The sequence below is a fragment of the Thermotoga sp. Cell2 genome, assembly GCF_000789375.1.
Classification (GTDB): Bacteria; Thermotogota; Thermotogae; order Thermotogales; family Thermotogaceae; genus Thermotoga; species Thermotoga petrophila.
This window is the reverse complement of record NZ_CP003409.1, coordinates 1733433-1749904: the sequence shown is the minus strand read 5'-3', so window position 1 is coordinate 1749904 and position 16472 is coordinate 1733433. Positions and strand designations below refer to the sequence as shown.

Below are 16472 nucleotides of genomic sequence, written 5' to 3'. Positions count from 1 at the left end.
AATCAACGGAGAAAAAGAAACAGATCTGAAAAATTTCTAAAGGGGTGGAAAACCCCACCCCTTACCTCACTCTTCTACGCTGATAGCTCCGGTTGGACAGCTGTCAGCGGCGTCCTTCGCACAGGGAAGATCCGTTTCGGGCTGGAGGACCTTTGGCTTTCCATCGTCACCGAGCTGGAAAACGTCAGGACAGAGATTCTCACAAACTCCACATCCAATGCAGGCATCTGCGTCAACTCTTACCTTCATGTTTCGTCCCTCCTTGAAAGGTTTTTGCACGGTATTTATTATAACATTGAAACGAGTACCTCATACATTCTTTTCAATTTTTCCATAAAATCTTTCGCAAAATATTCCATGTCAAAGTCTTCTTCGAAGAACTGATCGTATCCTACTCTGAGTGTGAGAAAGGCCTGTTCCATAGGATTCTGCGCAGGTTGAATGCCCTTTTTCTTTCTCAAAACAACACCCATTTCGTGGAGCAGCGAGATGTGTTCTTTATCTACCCACTCTGGAGTTTCAAGGAACACATCGATTCCCTCGTTTCTCAGAACGATCTTCAGTCGCGATTTTAAAAGTTTCATCATCTTTTCCAGATTCTCATCAGATACCCTGTTTTGGAAGAGAAAGAACTCCATGTTTTTCACTTTTTCTTGAAGGAATATTTTTTGAAGCCAGCTTTCATTTCCGGCGGACCTTAAAACCTTCACCTTCAACGGCATCCTGAATATTCCCGCGGAGACCGAATCCACCCTTTCGAACAGCTTCGTGTAAAAGGCGACCATGGATTCCGGCACATCTGCTTCCACCTTGTATATGCACGGTTCCCTATCGAAGGGATCTTCAACGGAGAGATTCAGCAGTCTTCTGTCGGATGTGTCAACCATGAGAAACAACGACGGGAAACGGTGTCTCTTTATTCTGAGCACAAACGTGTGAAGATGCACGTTGTCAAGCTTACTCTCGTAGTCTTTAAGAGGATTGTGTACCGATGTTTCCTTCAGAAGAAGTTCCAATTCCCTCTTCATGAAAGGACCACCACCGCATCTCTTCCATACATCTTTCTCGCTTCCTTGAGAAATTCTTCGTTGTGATACCTTGAGAGCACGAAAAGGATTCTTCTCCTTGCGATCGGAACGTCGGTGTGACCATCCGTGAAGACAACTGTTCCCTCTGACCTGAGGACCCTTTCTGAGTAATCGATCGCTGGCTGAAGATCTGTGCTTCCTCCTCCTACAATCTCCAGATCCTTCCACTTTCCAGATCTGTACTTCATAGCCGATGTAACACTCTTGTCAACCTGAACGAGCCAGAGTTCTTCCCCTGCTATGTTCGAGATCTTCTCGAGTTCGGAAATAAACTGGTTCAGCTCCTTCTCCACAATACTTCCGCTGGTGTCCACCACAGCGGCTATTCTGGGAAGGTACTCGTTCCTCCAGCCAGGGAGGTGATCGTACCTTCTGTTTGGCCTCAATGGAGTTGTGTAGCGATCCGCTTTTATCGAAACACCGAAGAACCTCCTGAGGAGCGTTTTCCAGTCCAGTTCGGGATTTTCTATTGAGAGCGAAACTTCTCTTTTTACTCCGGAGGGAAGAGTATCTCCAAAGAGGTTGAAAGCTTTCTTGGTTCTGTCTTTTGTGAGGTCGAGGATCATCTCAACTGGAACGTCTTCCTCGAACAGTCCTGAGTGGTCGTCGACGTTATCCCGAAACTCCGCCACCACTTCCACATCATACCTTCCGAGTCTTTCCATCTCCTCTAAAATCCATTTATGGTACGCTTCAGCGTTTTCGAACATCATCCACTCCGGTGGCAGTACGAAGAGCGTATCGTTGTCTGTCGCGTGACCTTCCTTCACAAGTACGTCGAGCGGTATCCCAAAAGCTGCAAGTTCCGGGATGTACTGATTTATAGCGGCATCCATGGCAAGATCCCATATCTTTCTGTCTCTTTCATCCTTGGGTTTTATTCGAAAGTGCTGGAGAACGATGTGCATGACCTCGTGTATCAAAAGAGCCTGAAGCATTCTCAGAGGCTTTTTTTCTATCGCTTCTGGATTGTACAACAACATCACATCTCCGGTTGTGGAGAAAGAGAGTTTCAGATTTCTCGTGTTTTTCGATGGTACCAGCTTGACACCGAGAAGAACGTAATAATAGAACGGTGATTCCTTTCCTATGTTCAGCAAAGCCTTTCTGAGAATTTTTTCACCTTTCATAGCTCGTTCACCATTTTTCTCATGTCTTCTCTTTCCAGCATCTTCTCGAGTATTTTATCGAAGATCCAGGACTTTTCTCCTTCCTTTTGAGCTTCATCGACCAGAAATCTTAAAACACCGTAAAAAGATTCCCTGGGCATGATTTCGGAAAGTCTGACCAGGTTCTTCGATACGTCGTCCAGGTGTCTTTCAAGTGTTCTCACGTCCACTTTACTCAGAAAGTCCACTATCCTGAGAACAAGAGTGTTCGCAGCGTGTATGTCTTCCAAATTTTCTATCTTTCCATCAAAGAGCACACTTTCCACAGAAGGGATCTTTACTCTCTGAAAGAACGAATCATAAAAGGCCTTTGCAGCCTCTGGCCCCACGATTCCTGCCGCGATGACGTAGCCGTACTTTTCTTTTTCATCATCCGTCAGAGTTTTCAGCACATTTGAGAGCTTGTACCAGCTTCTCGGGGAAGGTTTCAGGGATGTTCTTAGAGAGAGACTTCTTTCGGAGAAAAGGAACTCAGGGTAGTCCCTTATGAAGTCTCTCACTTCTTTCGATACATTGTTCTTCTCAGCCCACTCCAGCCACTCGGAGACATCCGGGTTCACTTCCAGAATGAAGAAGCGAGATATGAACGCAGGATCTGTGATGAGATCGGCCTGATCGTACTCTTCCTCCGGGGGGTTCATGGCTGCCATGATCCACGTTCCTTCCGGCAAGATATGGTTGTGAATTCTTCTATCCACAAGGAGCTGCATGATCGCGTTTCTGACAGAACGATGGGCCCTGTTTATCTCATCGAGAAAAAGAATCGTATCGCCGCTTTCGGGCCACCAGTCTGGTTTTAAAAAGACTGTTTTCTCTTCTGTGCGGGCGGGAAGTCCTATCAAATCACCCGGTTCCATCTGAGAAAGAACCAGGATGATCAGCTCTCTTCCAGTTTCCTCAGCTATGTCCCTGGCGATATCCGTTTTTCCCACACCGAAATGCCCTACCAGAAGCGGTATCTCACCAGCCATCATGATCTTTTTTGCGAGGTACTTTGCCTCTTCTACGCGCACCCTTTCACCTTCCTTTCTCCATCTTCAAATGATATCATGTATTTCTGGGTGGGGTGGTAAGGTGGAAATACTCGGGATCGTTCTCGCAGCAGTCGTTATTTTCATCGTTTTCATCCTGAGCCTGATCGAGAAAAGGAAAAAAGTCGATGTTGAAACCGTTTGCCGAACTGTAAAAAGGTACTACGAAGGCAGAAGATACCAGATCTCTCATAAAACAGTGAACGGTTGTGAAGTGTTTCTGATCAAAAAAGGTCTCAGAAAGATAATCATCTGTGTGGGCAGTGTGAACTTCGATGTGGTGAAAGAAATCCTCTACATGGCGTACACGAACAGAACACGTGACATCAGAGTGGTCTATTCTTCCATCACTAAGGAATCTCTGGAAGCGTTTGGAAGAATGAGAAGAAATTCGAAAATACACAAAACGAAGGTGAAAATGCATGATTTATATCATTTTGAGTCTGTTGTCTTTTAGCCTTCTTGTTCTCTTTCTGCGATGGGGGAAGAAAAGGAGAAAACAAGACCTCAGAAACCTTCTCGAGGCGGGTCTCAAGAATCCATATCAGTTCGAAGAATTCGCTAAGGAATATCTGAAAGAAAAAGGTTTTAGATCGGTGAGAACAACGCGAAAGAGTAAGGATTTCGGGGCGGATATCGTTGCGAAAAGACGAGGAAGCACAGTGGTTTTCCAGGTGAAGAGAAGAAATTCCACGGTGGAGAAAGAGGTCGTGAAGGAACTCGTTGCGGCGGCCTATATTTATGGTGCCACGGAAGTTGGAATTTTCACGAACGGCGAGCTTTCCACCGGCTTGAAAAAAGAGCTCGAGGAACTGAAAAGATCGGGTGGTTTCATAAAGAGGGTCCATGTAATAAAGAACATCAATCCTGAGGAATTCTGAAACGGACGATCCATATATCTGGTTCGCTCCCTTTGCTGTACACAGAAAAGGCTACAAGTTTTCCATCTTCAGAGAACGCAGGATAGAACGCATCGTAGGGGATGTTCTCGGTGAGGCACCACACCTTCCCAGAAACCAGGTCTTTCGCGTAGATTCTGAAAACTCCGTCTCTGTTGGAAGAAAAGATCAGGTAATTTTCAAACACGTCCGGGTCGAATTCGTTGTAAGGACTGTCCTCGAGAACTGTTATCGTTCCATCTGGAAGCAGCTCGTATATCCCAAAATTCGATTCTTTGAGTCCCACGAACACGATACCCTGATTTCCTTTGGCCGGTGTGAAAACCCAGTCGAATGGAAGATAGTACGTCTTTTCTTTCATTGTTGTCAGATCTTTCACAACCAAGTGATTCGAAGTTGCATCTTCCTGAACGTAAACTACCGTGTTGTTGTCGATCCAGTTCGGATTGTAGGAAGCGTACCTGCCACGTGAGATGAGCTGTATCTTCTTCGAGTAATCGGACGAGAGCGGCATGTAATAGATGTTCCAGTTTCCATGGAGTGAGCCCTGGAAAAGCAGGTATCTTTCATCCGGTGATATTCTCGGAAAGTACTCGCTGCTGCCGTAGATGGACATTGGAACGAGTTCTCCGTTTTGCCTGTCGATCAAGAACAAGTTTCTGTTGCCGGAGAGTCTTTCAGAAGAGAAAACCAGGTATCTGCTTGAAAAGTCACAGTACTCATCGAGTGCAGGATGATAGGTGAGCCCGAACACATCTGGAAACTCATTTTTGGAAAAGAGATAGAAAGAGACCTTCTCCAGGGGAAAAGAGGCACACTCCATCACGAAATCTCTGTAATATTTGTAGCCCCTGGGATTGTACTCGTACCTTGCAACTTCATTTCCGTGTTTCCATTCTCCCACATAGAGGTTGTCCGTTGCGTCGTAGGAGAGGAAAAACGTCATCGAAAACGTCGCCGTCGAAGAGTTTGTGATCGTCGCTTCTTTCGGAAGAAGTTCCAGAATTTTCTCCTGAACATCCGCAAGAACAGAAGAAGCCTCTTCGGTGCTGAACATACTTAAATTGAGGGTAACAACAGAGAAAGAAACCAGGGGTATAATAGCAAAGATAAACAGAAACATCTTCTTCATCGATCTCTTACCTCCGGAGGAGATATTTTGTTCGAAGACGCCGTTGTTTCACTTCTGATCTTTATAATAGTATACCTCTTCATCATTCTGGAAAAACACCACAGAGCGGTCATCACCATGCTCGGAGGGAGCGCCGCCCTCTTTCTTGTGTTCAAAGATCCCATCGAAGCGCTGGTCAGGTATGTGGATTTCAACACGATATTTCTCTTGATAGGAATGATGATCTTCGTGTCCGTTACAAAAAGAAGTGGTCTGTTTCATTTTTTGGGACTGTACTCTATAAAACTTTCCAGAGGAAGTGTGTTTTTCTTCTTTGTCTCAATAAATTTCCTCGTGGCTCTTCTCTCCTCTTTTCTGGACAACGTAACAACGATACTGGTGTTCGTTCCTGTAACGCTGGTAGTTTGCGACACGGTTGATCTGGATCCCGTTCCCTTCGTGATATCGGAGATCATATCTTCGAACATAGGCGGTACCGCAACGATGATAGGAGATCCCCCAAACATCATGATCGCTTCCGCGGCGAAACTTCATTTCCTCGATTTTGTGGTTAACGTGGCACCCGCTGCTGTTCTGACCCTCATCGTTACTTTGATCTTTCTCTCTGCTGTTTACAGAAGGGTCATATTCAGAAAAATACCGGTGGAAGTGGTCAAAGGTTTCGAACCCCGTAGGGCCATCGTTGACAAAAAGCTGTTTTATCTCTCCATAATACTAACTCTGGTTGTTCTTGTTCTCTTTTCTCTTCAGAAACCACTTGGACTTGAAAGTTTCGAGGTTGCTCTTCTTGCTGGCTTCCTCTCGCTTGCCTTCTTAAATAAAAAAGATATAGAGGATGTGTTCAAAGAGATCGAATGGGGCGTTATCTTTTTCTTCATAGGTCTTTTCCTTGTCGTTGGTGCCCTTGAAGAGGCCGGTGTTCTCGAAAAAATATCAGAACTCGTCATCAGGCTTTCAAAAGGGAAAATGGAAGGCACCCTGATATCAATTCTGGGAATATCTGGGTTGAGTTCCGCTTTCGTTGACAACATACCGTTCACTGCCACCATGATTCCAGTGATAAAGAAACTCGCGGTTCTGGCTCCGGAAACGTTTTCTGATCTGAGGCCCCTCTGGTGGGCTCTTTCTCTGGGAGCGTGTCTCGGAGGAAACGGAACTCTGATCGGTGCATCCGCGAATGTGGTAGGAACCTCTCTCATAGCAGACAGAAAGCATATAACCTTCTGGGAGTATTTCAAGATAGGTTTTCCCGTGCTCATACTCAGTCTTCTGGTGTCAGGAGTCTATTTGTTGATCAGATATTGAGGTGAGATCATGAAAGTGAAAGACGTCTGCAAATTGATTTCTCTGAAGCCCACAGTTGTAGAAGAAGACACTCCTATAGAAGAAATCGTCGACAGGATACTGGAGGATCCCGTCACGAGAACCGTTTATGTTGCGAGAGACAACAAACTCGTTGGAATGATCCCTGTCATGCACCTTTTGAAAGTTTCTGGTTTTCACTTTTTCGGGTTCATTCCAAAGGAAGAGCTCATTCGCTCCTCGATGAAAAGATTGATAGCAAAGAACGCATCTGAGATAATGTTGGATCCCGTGTACGTTCACATGGATACAACATTGGAAGAAGCCTTGAAGCTGATGATCGACAACAATATACAGGAGATGCCGGTTGTCGATGAAAAGGGAGAGATAGTGGGAGATCTCAACTCTCTCGAAATTCTTCTCGCTTTGTGGAAAGGGCGGGAGAAATGATTATAGGAAATTGCCTGATACTGAAAGATTTCTCTTCTGAACCTTTTTTTGGAGCCGTAGAAATCGAAAACGGCACGATAAAACGAGTGATACAGGGAGAAGTGGAGGTCGATCTGGATCTCTCCGGTAAACTCGTCATGCCGGCTCTTTTCAACACGCACACTCACGCGCCGATGACTCTTCTGAGAGGAGTCGCGGAAGATCTCAGTTTCGAAGAGTGGCTCTTCTCTAAGGTGCTTCCCATAGAAGACAGATTGACAGAGAAGATGACCTACTACGGTACGATCCTTGCCCAGATGGAAATGGCAAGACATGGTATCGCCGGCTTTGTCGATATGTACTTTCATGAGGAGTGGATTGCAAAGGCAGTCAGAGATTTTGGAATGAGGGCCCTTTTGACACGGGGACTTGTGGACAGTAATGGGGACGATGGAGGACGACTCGAGGAGAATTTGAAGCTCTACAACGATTGGAACGGTTTTGAGGGGAGGATCTTCGTTGGATTCGGTCCTCACTCACCTTACCTTTGTTCTGAAAAATACCTGAAGAGAGTCTTCGACACTGCGAAGTCTCTGAACGCCCCAGTGACGATTCATCTCTATGAAACCTCCAAAGAAGAGTATGATCTGGAGGACATTTTGAACATTGGGTTGAAAGAAGTGAAGACCATCGCAGCTCATTGTGTTCATCTTCCCGAGAGATATTTCGGTGTTCTGAAAGATGTTCCGTTTTTCGTTTCTCACAATCCTGCGAGCAATTTGAAACTCGGAAACGGAATAGCACCTGTTCAGAGAATGATAGAGCATGGGATGAAGGTCACCCTCGGCACGGATGGAGCGGCGAGCAACAACTCTCTGAATCTGTTCTTCGAAATGAGGCTCGCGAGTCTTCTTCAGAAAGCGCAGAATCCACGCAATTTGGATGTGAACACATGTTTGAAAATGGCAACTTACGATGGAGCCCAAGCGATGGGATTCAAAAGCGGAAAGATTGAAGAAGGCTGGAACGCTGATCTTGTGGTAATAGATCTCGATCTTCCCGAAATGTTTCCAGTTCGGAACATAAAGAACCACCTCGTTCACGCTTTCAGCGGTGAAGTTTTCGCCACGATGGTCGCTGGAAAATGGATCTACTTCGATGGAGAGTACCTGACCATAGATTCAGAAGAAGTGAAAAGAGAGCTGGCCCGTATAGAAAAAGAACTCTACTCTTCCTGAAGCACTCTCTTTATTCTTTCTTCGAGCGTTTCTATTCTTCTCTTCATATCCTCCAGAGACCTCAATATCTCTTTGAGATAGAGTTTTCCCTGTGGGGTGATCCTGTAAATCTTTCTTGGGGGGCTGACCGTTGTATCCCATTCGGTGCTGAGAAGCCCACTCTCTTCGAGATCGGCGAGTACACGGTAAATGTTGCCCATGTGACCGATTCCAGGTATCTCAATACCAAACTCTGCGAGCCTCTCTGCGAGCTCGTATCCATGAGAAGGTTTCTCCGCTACGAGTAAAAGGATGGTACTGGCAAGCCACCAACCTCGGAATCCTCTCCCGCCTCTGTGTCTCATCCTGCGCTCACCTTCCTCGCAACGCACCACAGTCTTCTACTGTAGCTGGTCAGAGGTGACTTGCTGAGGAGATCTTCATAAAAAGAAAACACAAAACCCGTTTCACTCAGTGCAGACGCGATTTCTTTCACTCTGTAGCCTCTTTCTCTGTGTATCTCATCGAACCTTTCCCACAGCCCCTCTTCTTTTCTCTCGAAAACAGTCACGTAGAAGGTGGCAACAGATTCCTCCAGATCGAACTCTATAGTTTGAACTTCGAAGATATCCTTTCCATCCTGCTGAATGTACACGGGGCCTTCCTGATTGGCCATCAAAAGTCCATAAACGGTGTTCATATCGAAAAGAAACGCTCCACCTGTTTTCAAAGCTTCATGAACTTTCTCAAAAGTTTTCTTCAAATCTTTGTACTCCAGTAGATAGTTGAGACTGTCAAACCAGCAGGTGACGATATCAAATTCTTCGTGAAAATCGAGTTCTCTCATGTCTTTTTTCAAAAAAATCACAGGTACGCTTTCTTCCTTTGCCCTTTCTCTGGCAAAATTCAGCATCTCGGGTGAAAGATCAACTCCCACCACTTCGAAACCCTGCTTAGCGATTTCCACAGCGAATGTTCCTTCTCCACAGGCCACATCCAGCACTTTTTTCCTCGAATATGAAAGTTTTCCAGAATCTTGGTGAAATTTTTCGCTATTCTTCTCGAGAACGATGTGTACGGCCCCTTGTGAAAAACTCGTGCGAATCGCTTGTAAATATTTCCCACCTCCCGTGTTTCTGTAAAATCATAACATATCCTCGCATGATAAAATCTTTCGGGAGGGTGAAACGATGCTGAACATATATCTGAAGTCCAAAATTCACATGGCTACGATCACGAGAAAAGAAGTTTACTACGAAGGAAGCATAGAGATAGACGAAGAGCTGATGGAAAAAGCGGGCATCAGCGAGGGAGAGCTCGTACTGGTGGTGAACGTCAACAACGCCCAGAGATTCGTAACGTACGTCATAAAGGGAAAGAGGGGAAGTCGTGAGATAAACCTCTACGGTGCAGCTGCAAGGCTCGGTGAAGAAGGTGACAGGGTGATCATCATGGCTTTCACCTTCAGTGACAAACCTGTGAAAGCGAAAACGATCGTTCTAAACGAGAAAAACGAAATCGTTCAGGAGAAATAAAAGTCATGAGAATGGAAGTCACCAGGGAGAATTTCTACAGAAGGCTGGACAAATTTCTGAGGAACCAGCTGAAAGACGTACCCCTTTCGGTGATATACAAACTCATCAGAAAGGGAAAGGTGTATGTCAACAAAAAGCGCGTGAAGGATCCTTCTTTCGAACTGGAAGAAGGAGACGTGGTAGAGCTCCGGTATGTGAATCTGGAAAATCTTCCGAAGAGATCTGAGAAGAAAGACCTCACACCAGTTCCCATGAAACTCGACGTGCTCTACGAGGACGATCACTACCTTGTGCTGAACAAGCCGCCGAACATAGCCATACATCCGGGAAAAGGTGTTCATGTTGCGACGTTGATCGAGGGACTCCTTCACTACGGTCAGGAAAAGGGGTTTTCACCGTTTCTCGTTCACAGACTCGACAAGGACACCTCCGGGCTTCTTGTTGTCGCCAAAAACAGAGAGGCCGCGAGGATTCTCACGGAACTGTTCAAGGGCAGAAACATAGAGAAAGAATACGTCACGCTCGTGAGGGGAGTTCCAGAGAACAACATGAAACTCACCATTCCTCTCGATGGGCAGGAAGCAGTCTCTGAAATCGTTTCAGTGAAACCTCTGAAGGATGTTTCGCTTCTCCGGGTGAAGATACACACGGGTAGAAAGCACCAGATAAGAAGACATCTCTCGCAAATAGGTTTTCCCGTTGTGGGAGACGACACCTACGGTGACAGACATTTCAACATAGAGTTTCGAAAGAGATACGGTTTAAAAAGACAGTTCCTCCACAGCTATAGAATGAAGTTCATCGATCCGTGGACCGAGGAGGAAAAGGACTTCAGGGCACCTCTTCCAGATGATCTTCTCAGCGTTCTGAACCTTTTAAAAGAGAGGAGTGATGAATGGTTAGAAGAATTTCTTTCCTGATTCTCATTCTCTCGTCTCTTCTTCTGTTTTCTAAGGAAGTGCTCTTCAACACTTACAACAACACTGGCATCGTTTCGTTGACGAACAGAACTTTCCCTTTTGAAAATTCGCGCGACCTGGAGCCCTTCAAAGCCTCTCTCGAGACAATTTACACTCCTCCGAAGGTTCGAGGTATCACCATTGATCTTCCAGACAGCACGGCCCTTGTCTTGAGCAACGGTGTGACGATCGGAGTCGATGTGGGGGATATCCGAATTCCCGAGGATGTTTTCGCCGAGCTTCTTGACAGCACAGATCTCACGTTCGTTTACGACGCATTTCCCATTGAAGTCTTTTCACGCGACAGGGTCGTTGTAAAGGGATCTATTACAAAAGAGAAGCTCGAGTACTATCTTTCCTTCTTCTTCAAAAAATTTGAGGTTCCAAGGAGAATAGAAGGCACCATAGACGTCACTCCAAAGCCTCCTGAGGTGAGATATTCAAAGGTGTGGCATCCTCTTATCGGAACGGTGATCTTTCTGAATGTGACTGACGATTCTACCTTCGTCACACTCTGGAATGGAAGGGAAGGCAAATTGTGGTACCAAACCACGGAAGCCACGAGGCTCGAAGTAGAAGTGGTGGACTCTCTGGGACAATCCACCAGTCTCTCATTCGAAGCTCTTCCTGTTTCTTTCGCGGAAAGATCGTACCAATCTTCTGTTGAGTTCGGCCAAAGCCTCATTCTACCACCTCTTGTGAACTGGTTTCTTCCATCAACTGGAGAAAAGATCACTGTGTTTTCTCCAGAATTTCCTGGTGTCTATCACCTTATCGGTTGCGATGAATCCGGAAACTTTTTGAGAATGGAGATCGATGTGAGAGACACCACTCCTCCACTCGTTCTCTCTCCGGAGAAGATAGAAGACGCTTCTTCTTTTCGAGTTGAATACATCTGCGATGGAAGAGAAGTCCAGAAGATACCAGATGGGCATCACGTTGTCTTTGTGAAGGCTACGGATACTTTCGGTAACACGAGTACCGCTTTCTTTGTGGTGAACAGACCGCACAGAGTGATTGTGAGAGAAAGGCCCGTTCCCGTGTATCTGGGACCAAAAAGGAAAATCCAGATCGGCGGACTCTCCCTGAAAGGGAGTTTGATCTTCGGCTGGACTAGGGAAGAAGTCGAGGTGATGATGGGTGAAGAAGTTTACAAACTTGAGAAATAGTCTTTTTCTCATTTTTCTGGTGAGTTCTGTTGTTCTCATCGTGTTCTTTCTTCCAGAAAGGGTGGCTTATGACAGGAAAGGGATGGAATTTTCCTTTCTGTTCGACGACATGATCGATGGAAAGCGAGTGGTTCTCTTTGACCTTTCGAGCAGAAAAGATTTGCCACCGGAAGCCGAGATCGTGATTCTCAAAGGTGAACCTCTCTTCTGGGAACCTCAAGAGTTGGCAGAGAAATTGAAAGGAAAATGGCTTGGGATTGTAGAGTTCGATCCATCTTACGATTTCGCAAGAAAAGTCGTGCTTTTGAAGAAAGACGGCCTCTTCTTTCGTGTTCACACGGTGAAACCCGAAGAGATAGAAAAGCTAAATCTGGACGAAGAAGCGCTGTTTCACAGGTACAAAAGAGCCGTTCTTGAACGAAGTGTGGAGGTTCTCTGGATAAGGGACATAGACGAAAAAGAGTTCCTCGTTCAGAGGCTTTCCAGTTATTTCAAAGGAAAAGTTGTACCGTTTCCGGCTCCTCCAGAATCTGAACCGCCTTTCCCGAAGTGGATCTTCTTGATACCTCCCATTCTTATGATAATCTCTCTGAACCCTCTGCTTCTATCTATAGTTCTCGTTTTGCCTTTTTCAAGGGAATGGTTCGTGTCTCTCCTTTTTGTTTCCGGTACACTGGCGGCGTATTTTGTGCCGAAAAAGAAATGGTTGAAAGTGTTGAGTTTTCTCTTTCTGTCGATCTCTCTGTCTCTGAGTCTCAGCGATCTGTACCACCTCAACGGTATCCTGGACTTCCGCGGAGTGAAACTTTCACTCGTGCTTCTTCCCGGGCTTCTCTTTCTTTCAGGACTTTGGAAGAACAGAAGAAACTGGAAAAAGTACCTGCCTCTCCTTTTCCTTGCCATTCCTGTGGGTTTCTATTATCTTATGCGTTCGGGAAATTCGGGATGGGTGCTGGAAGTTGAAAGAAAGTTCAGAGACTGGCTGGAGAGTGTTTTGATGGTTCGGCCCCGTTTCAAGGAAATTGTGTGCTACCCGTTTTTCTGGTTGGAAGGATTCAGAGAATACGATTTTCTCAGAGAGAGTTTTGGCAGCGTTGCACTCGTTTCGATGTTCAACACGTTCTGTCATGTTAAAACGCCTCTGGTGGTTTCTATCTACAGAAGCGCTCTTGGCCTTGCTATAGGATATGCCGTGTTCTTGTTTCTGAAGATATTTCTAAACCGCTTTTTAACTTCCAAATAATTTGCAATTCACAAACGGCTGTTATATTCTACGCATAAAGATGCAAAAAGAAAAACCCCTCTGTCCCCGGGGACAGAAAGGATTGTTTTTTTGATTTTTACTGGCCCAAACAACTTTATTTCGTGTCTTGGGATATTGATTATACCACAATGATTTTTTATGTTCAAGAGGAGGTGTTGTTATGACGATTGAGACCATCAAAAGAATCATCGAAGAGGAGAATGTTCGATTCATCAGGCTGCAATTCACCGACATCAACGGAATCTTGAAGAATTTAGAGATAACGCCGGATGTTTTTCTCGAATCCTGGGAAGACGGCATCATGTTCGACGGTTCATCCATCGAGGGTTTTGTGAGAATCGAAGAGTCTGATATGTACCTCAAACCCGTCCTCGATACTTTCGCTGTTCTTCCATGGACGGTCGACGGTGCAAAGAGTGCAAGGGTCATCTGTGATGTTTACACCCCTGATGGTAAGCCTTTTGAGGGAGATCCCAGATACAGACTCAGAAGAATGATTGAAAAAGCAGAACAACTGGGTTACACACCGTATGCGGGCCCCGAGATGGAATTTTTCATCCTTCCCATCAACGAAAAAGGAGAACCTGTTCCTGAGTTTCTCGATCATGGAGGTTATTTTGATCTTCTGCCGCTCAGCAAAGTTGAAGAGATCAGAAGGGATATCGCAATAGCCCTCGAAAAGATGGGGATTATTGTTGAAGCAACCCATCACGAAGTTGCTCCCTCCCAGCACGAGGTGGACTTCAGGTACGACACTTTCCTGAGAACCGCTGACAATGCCCAGACTGTGAAACTCGTCATCAAAACAATGGCAATCTTCCACGGTTATCATGCAACTTTCATGCCCAAACCTTTCCACGGTGTGAACGGATCTGGTATGCACGTCCATATGAGCCTTTTCAAGGGTGACCAGAACGCCTTCTACGATCCGAACAAACCCCTTGAACTCTCCGATGATCTCAGATACTTCGTTGGAGGTATTCTGAAACACGCGAGGGCACTCGCTGCCGTTACCAACCCAACGGTGAACAGTTACAAGAGGCTCGTTCCGGGGTACGAAGCACCCGTTTACATCACATGGTCCGTTGGAAACAGAAGTGCTCTCATCAGGATACCGAAGGCAAGGGGAAAGGCTACAAGACTGGAGTACAGATCTCCCGATCCGTCCTGTAACATCTACCTGGCATTCGCCGCCATCCTCGCTGCCGGACTCGACGGTATCGTCAACAAGATAGAACCACCAAAACCCGTCGAGGAAAACATCTACCACATGACACCAGAAAGAAGGGAAGAACTGAACATAGACTCTCTCCCTGGAACGTTGAAGGAAGCGATCGATGAACTCAAGAAGGACGATGTTATAATAGATGCGTTGGGAGAACACATATTCGAAAAGTTCGTGGAGGCTGCCGAGAAGGATTGGAAAGAGTACAGCACCTACGTTACAAACTGGGAACTGCAGCGCTACTTGTATCTCTGATCGTAAGTGTTTTCGCAGGAATCCTCGAAACAGAGAGGATAGAGCTCAATGTGAATCCTTTGAGAGGAACGATCAACGAGGGTGTCATCACCCTCGTTGATTCTTTGAAAAGAGAGATCGTATCCATAGATTCCAACTCAAAAAGTATCGTAGCCAGATTCACAGGTTTTTCTTATCCAGTCTGGGGAATGTACGTTGAAGGAAAGTGGTACGTCACCGACATGTTCGAAGGAAAATTCATAGAAATCTCCTCAGAAAACAGAAGACGAGAGATCACTCTGGGTGGAGATCCCACCACTTTTCTCTACCACAACGGCATCTTCTACATCTCTCTCTTTTCCCAGGGAATCCTTGTGGGAGTGGACAGAAAGACTTTCAGGGTGGTGGAAAGGTACCGCACGGGAGTTCCCAGCACCTACTTTGTTCCTACAAAAAAGGGGATTGCCTACCTCTGTTACTGGAAAGATGACGATGAACCCGATGTGATCTACCTTCACCGTGGAAGCATGGACTTTGTTCATCTGGGACTTACCCGCCCTCTACGTTACATAGAAGGAGCAAGCGGTGATTACGTCCTTGATTACAGAAACGGCTGGCTTGTGAAACTGGTCAATGGAAGCGTTGTCTGGAAAAGAAACCTTCCAGATTTTGCCTATGGTGTTTCTTTCTATGGTTCTGATCTGGCAGTTGCCAGCCTGGTTTCTCCCGTTGTTTCTGTCGTTGACAGAGACGGAAATGTGAGACAGATCAGCGTGCCACACCCTGTTCTTTACCTCGAGGAGATAGGAAACTACCTGGTGGCACTCTCCGTGGAGGCAGAGGAGATATACCTGATAAAAAACGACAGAGTGGTACAAACAGTGAAGACAGGCAAATACCCCCTGAAGATCTTCAAAATCTCAGAAAGAGAGTTCGCCGTTCTCTGTACCGATTCCGGTGAACTGATCTTCTACACGGTTTACTAATCCTTTTCCAGAGTTACCAGATTCACCAAAAGGTTGTAGGAAAACCACACATCGTCCAGTTCAAAAAACTGAGGCTTTTTCGTCTTTGCATCTTGATACACCATGATTCCTTCTTTGTACGGAATGATTGAGATGATCTTTTTGTAAGGAATCTTGTAGCTCCTTGTTTGTCCGACGAAATACAGATTTTTGTTCGTGAAGACGAGAACGCCTTCATCGACGTGGGTTAACTCTGTTTTCTCAACAGGATTTCCTTTGAAACCTCCTACTCTGTAGTAAACTCCACGTGCGATCCTCACACTGAAACCTGAATATCCTCCCACGTATTCTCTGCGTTTCCTCATCTCGTAGTTTCCTACTTTTTGGAAGACCCACACAGGCACCTCTGACTTTCCAAGGATTACTGGAACATCTCCGTTGAAACACTCTATCTCCCCGTGCATCACCCTTCTCAGAAGTCTTCCCTTTACGAACTTCGTGTACGAATCTTTCCCAGCCAGCCTGTCCACAGAAAGCCCCGTTTCTTTTATGAAGCGAACCAGTTTTTCTTCCTCCACTTCATCCAGGTTGCCATCGTCCAGAAAGTGATCTACCATTTTTCCCAGACCGTCGTGAGGACATCTTCCACATCTTTTTCTGTTCTGAAATGACTCTGGGCTATCTCAAGAAGTTGATTTCTGAGAAAATGGAAGTTTCCTGTTGTGAAAGACTTCTCAGCAAGATCCAGCATCTTTTTCCATCCTTCTTTGTAAATCATCTCACATGCTTTGTGCTTGGTTCTCAAAAAGCCAGCAGGTTTTCCACAGTATTTGCATTTGCCCAAGCTTTTCACC

The 16472-nt window shown here is 45.7% G+C and carries 20 protein-coding genes; 11 read left to right on the top strand and 9 right to left on the bottom strand.

The features are described from left to right. Positions 1 to 66: 66 nt before the first annotated feature. The 4 genes from CELL2_RS09050 to CELL2_RS09035 are packed head-to-tail and all read right to left on the bottom strand — an operon-like array spanning position 67 to position 3270. Positions 67 to 249, bottom strand: coding sequence for a ferredoxin (locus CELL2_RS09050; protein WP_038034095.1), 183 nt, complete (start codon positions 247 to 249; stop codon positions 67 to 69). Between the two features lie 38 nt (positions 250 to 287). Next, positions 288 to 1028: a DUF4895 domain-containing protein gene (locus tag CELL2_RS09045; RefSeq protein WP_012311392.1), complete on the bottom strand. Its 741-nt coding sequence runs from the start codon at positions 1026 to 1028 to the stop codon at positions 288 to 290. Beyond that, positions 1025 to 2218, bottom strand: coding sequence for a VWA-like domain-containing protein (locus tag CELL2_RS09040; protein ID WP_038034097.1), 1194 nt, complete (start codon positions 2216 to 2218; stop codon positions 1025 to 1027). The genes CELL2_RS09045 and CELL2_RS09040 overlap by 4 nt, the downstream gene beginning before the upstream one ends. After that, a complete protein-coding gene (locus CELL2_RS09035) occupies positions 2215 to 3270 on the bottom strand; it encodes an AAA family ATPase (RefSeq protein WP_012311390.1) in 1056 nt (351 codons plus the stop codon). The genes CELL2_RS09040 and CELL2_RS09035 overlap by 4 nt, the downstream gene beginning before the upstream one ends. Positions 3271 to 3337: 67 nt before the next feature. On the opposite strand from CELL2_RS09035, the gene CELL2_RS09030 reads away from it, so the two are divergent. Both CELL2_RS09030 and CELL2_RS09025 read left to right on the top strand, forming a co-directional pair. After that, a complete protein-coding gene (locus tag CELL2_RS09030) occupies positions 3338 to 3745 on the top strand; it encodes a hypothetical protein (protein ID WP_049749674.1) in 408 nt (135 codons plus the stop codon). Further along, on the top strand, positions 3711 to 4169 hold the full coding sequence (locus CELL2_RS09025; protein ID WP_012311388.1) for a restriction endonuclease: 459 nt from the start codon (positions 3711 to 3713) through the stop codon (positions 4167 to 4169). Before CELL2_RS09030 ends, CELL2_RS09025 begins: the two co-directional genes overlap by 35 nt. On the opposite strand, the gene CELL2_RS09020 is transcribed toward CELL2_RS09025, so the two are convergent. Further along, entirely contained in the window at positions 4150 to 5319 is a 1170-nt protein-coding gene (locus tag CELL2_RS09020) for a PD40 domain-containing protein (protein WP_038034098.1), read from the bottom strand. The two genes, CELL2_RS09025 and CELL2_RS09020, sit on opposite strands and share 20 nt — an antisense overlap. 27 nt (positions 5320 to 5346) lie before the next feature. Here CELL2_RS09020 and CELL2_RS09015 point away from each other — a divergent pair, with 27 nt between their 5' ends. From CELL2_RS09015 to mtaD, 3 genes are read left to right on the top strand one after another with little or no spacing between them, the layout of a single operon-like run. Next, positions 5347 to 6624: an ArsB/NhaD family transporter gene (locus CELL2_RS09015; protein ID WP_011944212.1), complete on the top strand. Its 1278-nt coding sequence runs from the start codon at positions 5347 to 5349 to the stop codon at positions 6622 to 6624. A 9-nt stretch (positions 6625 to 6633) separates the two neighbouring features. Further along, entirely contained in the window at positions 6634 to 7071 is a 438-nt protein-coding gene (locus CELL2_RS09010) for a CBS domain-containing protein (RefSeq protein WP_011944211.1), read from the top strand. Continuing rightward, positions 7068 to 8288 carry a 5-methylthioadenosine/S-adenosylhomocysteine deaminase gene (mtaD, locus tag CELL2_RS09005; RefSeq protein ID WP_012896691.1) on the top strand — a complete coding sequence of 407 codons (1221 nt, stop codon included), beginning with the start codon at positions 7068 to 7070 and terminating at the stop codon, positions 8286 to 8288. Before CELL2_RS09010 ends, mtaD begins: the two co-directional genes overlap by 4 nt. Here mtaD and CELL2_RS09000 read toward each other — a convergent pair. Beyond that, the gene (locus CELL2_RS09000) at positions 8276 to 8632 is read right to left on the bottom strand and encodes a PadR family transcriptional regulator (RefSeq protein ID WP_008193205.1); all 357 of its coding nucleotides are present in this window, start codon (positions 8630 to 8632) and stop codon (positions 8276 to 8278) included. The genes mtaD and CELL2_RS09000 overlap by 13 nt on opposite strands. After that, positions 8629 to 9270 carry a class I SAM-dependent methyltransferase gene (locus CELL2_RS08995; protein WP_327147048.1) on the bottom strand — a complete coding sequence of 214 codons (642 nt, stop codon included), beginning with the start codon at positions 9268 to 9270 and terminating at the stop codon, positions 8629 to 8631. The genes CELL2_RS09000 and CELL2_RS08995 overlap by 4 nt, the downstream gene beginning before the upstream one ends. 187 nt (positions 9271 to 9457) lie before the next feature. On the opposite strand from CELL2_RS08995, the gene panD reads away from it, so the two are divergent. The 6 genes from panD (at position 9458) to CELL2_RS08965 (ending at position 15639) form a co-directional block, all read left to right on the top strand. Continuing rightward, on the top strand, positions 9458 to 9802 hold the full coding sequence (panD, locus tag CELL2_RS08990; protein ID WP_008193209.1) for an aspartate 1-decarboxylase: 345 nt from the start codon (positions 9458 to 9460) through the stop codon (positions 9800 to 9802). 5 nt (positions 9803 to 9807) lie between these two features. After that, positions 9808 to 10722 carry an RluA family pseudouridine synthase gene (locus CELL2_RS08985; protein ID WP_012896689.1) on the top strand — a complete coding sequence of 305 codons (915 nt, stop codon included), beginning with the start codon at positions 9808 to 9810 and terminating at the stop codon, positions 10720 to 10722. After that, positions 10698 to 11930 (top strand): hypothetical protein, encoded by a 1233-nt coding sequence (locus CELL2_RS08980; RefSeq protein ID WP_038034102.1) that lies wholly within the window; start codon positions 10698 to 10700, stop codon positions 11928 to 11930. The genes CELL2_RS08985 and CELL2_RS08980 overlap by 25 nt, the downstream gene beginning before the upstream one ends. Continuing rightward, on the top strand, positions 11902 to 13173 hold the full coding sequence (locus CELL2_RS08975; protein ID WP_011944204.1) for a DUF5693 family protein: 1272 nt from the start codon (positions 11902 to 11904) through the stop codon (positions 13171 to 13173). The genes CELL2_RS08980 and CELL2_RS08975 overlap by 29 nt, the downstream gene beginning before the upstream one ends. Positions 13174 to 13354: 181 nt before the next feature. Continuing rightward, a complete protein-coding gene (glnA, locus tag CELL2_RS08970) occupies positions 13355 to 14674 on the top strand; it encodes a type I glutamate--ammonia ligase (protein ID WP_038034103.1) in 1320 nt (439 codons plus the stop codon). After that, positions 14614 to 15639, top strand: coding sequence for a hypothetical protein (locus CELL2_RS08965; protein ID WP_038034105.1), 1026 nt, complete (start codon positions 14614 to 14616; stop codon positions 15637 to 15639). The genes glnA and CELL2_RS08965 overlap by 61 nt, the downstream gene beginning before the upstream one ends. Here CELL2_RS08965 and CELL2_RS08960 read toward each other — a convergent pair. Together CELL2_RS08960 and CELL2_RS09745 are read right to left on the bottom strand one after the other, a co-directional pair. Then, on the bottom strand, positions 15636 to 16235 hold the full coding sequence (locus CELL2_RS08960) for a hypothetical protein (protein ID WP_038034106.1): 600 nt from the start codon (positions 16233 to 16235) through the stop codon (positions 15636 to 15638). The genes CELL2_RS08965 and CELL2_RS08960 overlap by 4 nt on opposite strands. Beyond that, positions 16229 to 16462 carry a hypothetical protein gene (locus tag CELL2_RS09745; protein ID WP_038034107.1) on the bottom strand — a complete coding sequence of 78 codons (234 nt, stop codon included), beginning with the start codon at positions 16460 to 16462 and terminating at the stop codon, positions 16229 to 16231. Before CELL2_RS09745 ends, CELL2_RS08960 begins: the two co-directional genes overlap by 7 nt. Positions 16463 to 16472: the final 10 nt, after the last annotated feature.

Excerpts from the sequence above, each read along its gene's own strand:
- CELL2_RS09050 (WP_038034095.1), bottom strand. The coding sequence starts at position 249 with ATGAAGGTAAGAGTTGACGCAGATGCCTGCATTGGATGTGGAGTTTGT.
- CELL2_RS09045 (WP_012311392.1), bottom strand. The coding sequence starts at position 1,028 with ATGAAGAGGGAATTGGAACTTCTTCTGAAGGAAACATCGGTACACAAT.
- CELL2_RS09040 (WP_038034097.1), bottom strand. The coding sequence starts at position 2,218 with ATGAAAGGTGAAAAAATTCTCAGAAAGGCTTTGCTGAACATAGGAAAG.
- CELL2_RS09025 (WP_012311388.1), top strand. The coding sequence starts at position 3,711 with ATGATTTATATCATTTTGAGTCTGTTGTCTTTTAGCCTTCTTGTTCTC.
- CELL2_RS09020 (WP_038034098.1), bottom strand. The coding sequence starts at position 5,319 with ATGAAGAAGATGTTTCTGTTTATCTTTGCTATTATACCCCTGGTTTCT.
- CELL2_RS09010 (WP_011944211.1), top strand. The coding sequence starts at position 6,634 with ATGAAAGTGAAAGACGTCTGCAAATTGATTTCTCTGAAGCCCACAGTT.
- mtaD (WP_012896691.1), top strand. The coding sequence starts at position 7,068 with ATGATTATAGGAAATTGCCTGATACTGAAAGATTTCTCTTCTGAACCT.
- CELL2_RS09000 (WP_008193205.1), bottom strand. The coding sequence starts at position 8,632 with ATGAGACACAGAGGCGGGAGAGGATTCCGAGGTTGGTGGCTTGCCAGT.
- panD (WP_008193209.1), top strand. The coding sequence starts at position 9,458 with ATGCTGAACATATATCTGAAGTCCAAAATTCACATGGCTACGATCACG.
- CELL2_RS08985 (WP_012896689.1), top strand. The coding sequence starts at position 9,808 with ATGAGAATGGAAGTCACCAGGGAGAATTTCTACAGAAGGCTGGACAAA.
- CELL2_RS08980 (WP_038034102.1), top strand. The coding sequence starts at position 10,698 with ATGGTTAGAAGAATTTCTTTCCTGATTCTCATTCTCTCGTCTCTTCTT.
- glnA (WP_038034103.1), top strand. The coding sequence starts at position 13,355 with ATGACGATTGAGACCATCAAAAGAATCATCGAAGAGGAGAATGTTCGA.
- CELL2_RS08960 (WP_038034106.1), bottom strand. The coding sequence starts at position 16,235 with ATGGTAGATCACTTTCTGGACGATGGCAACCTGGATGAAGTGGAGGAA.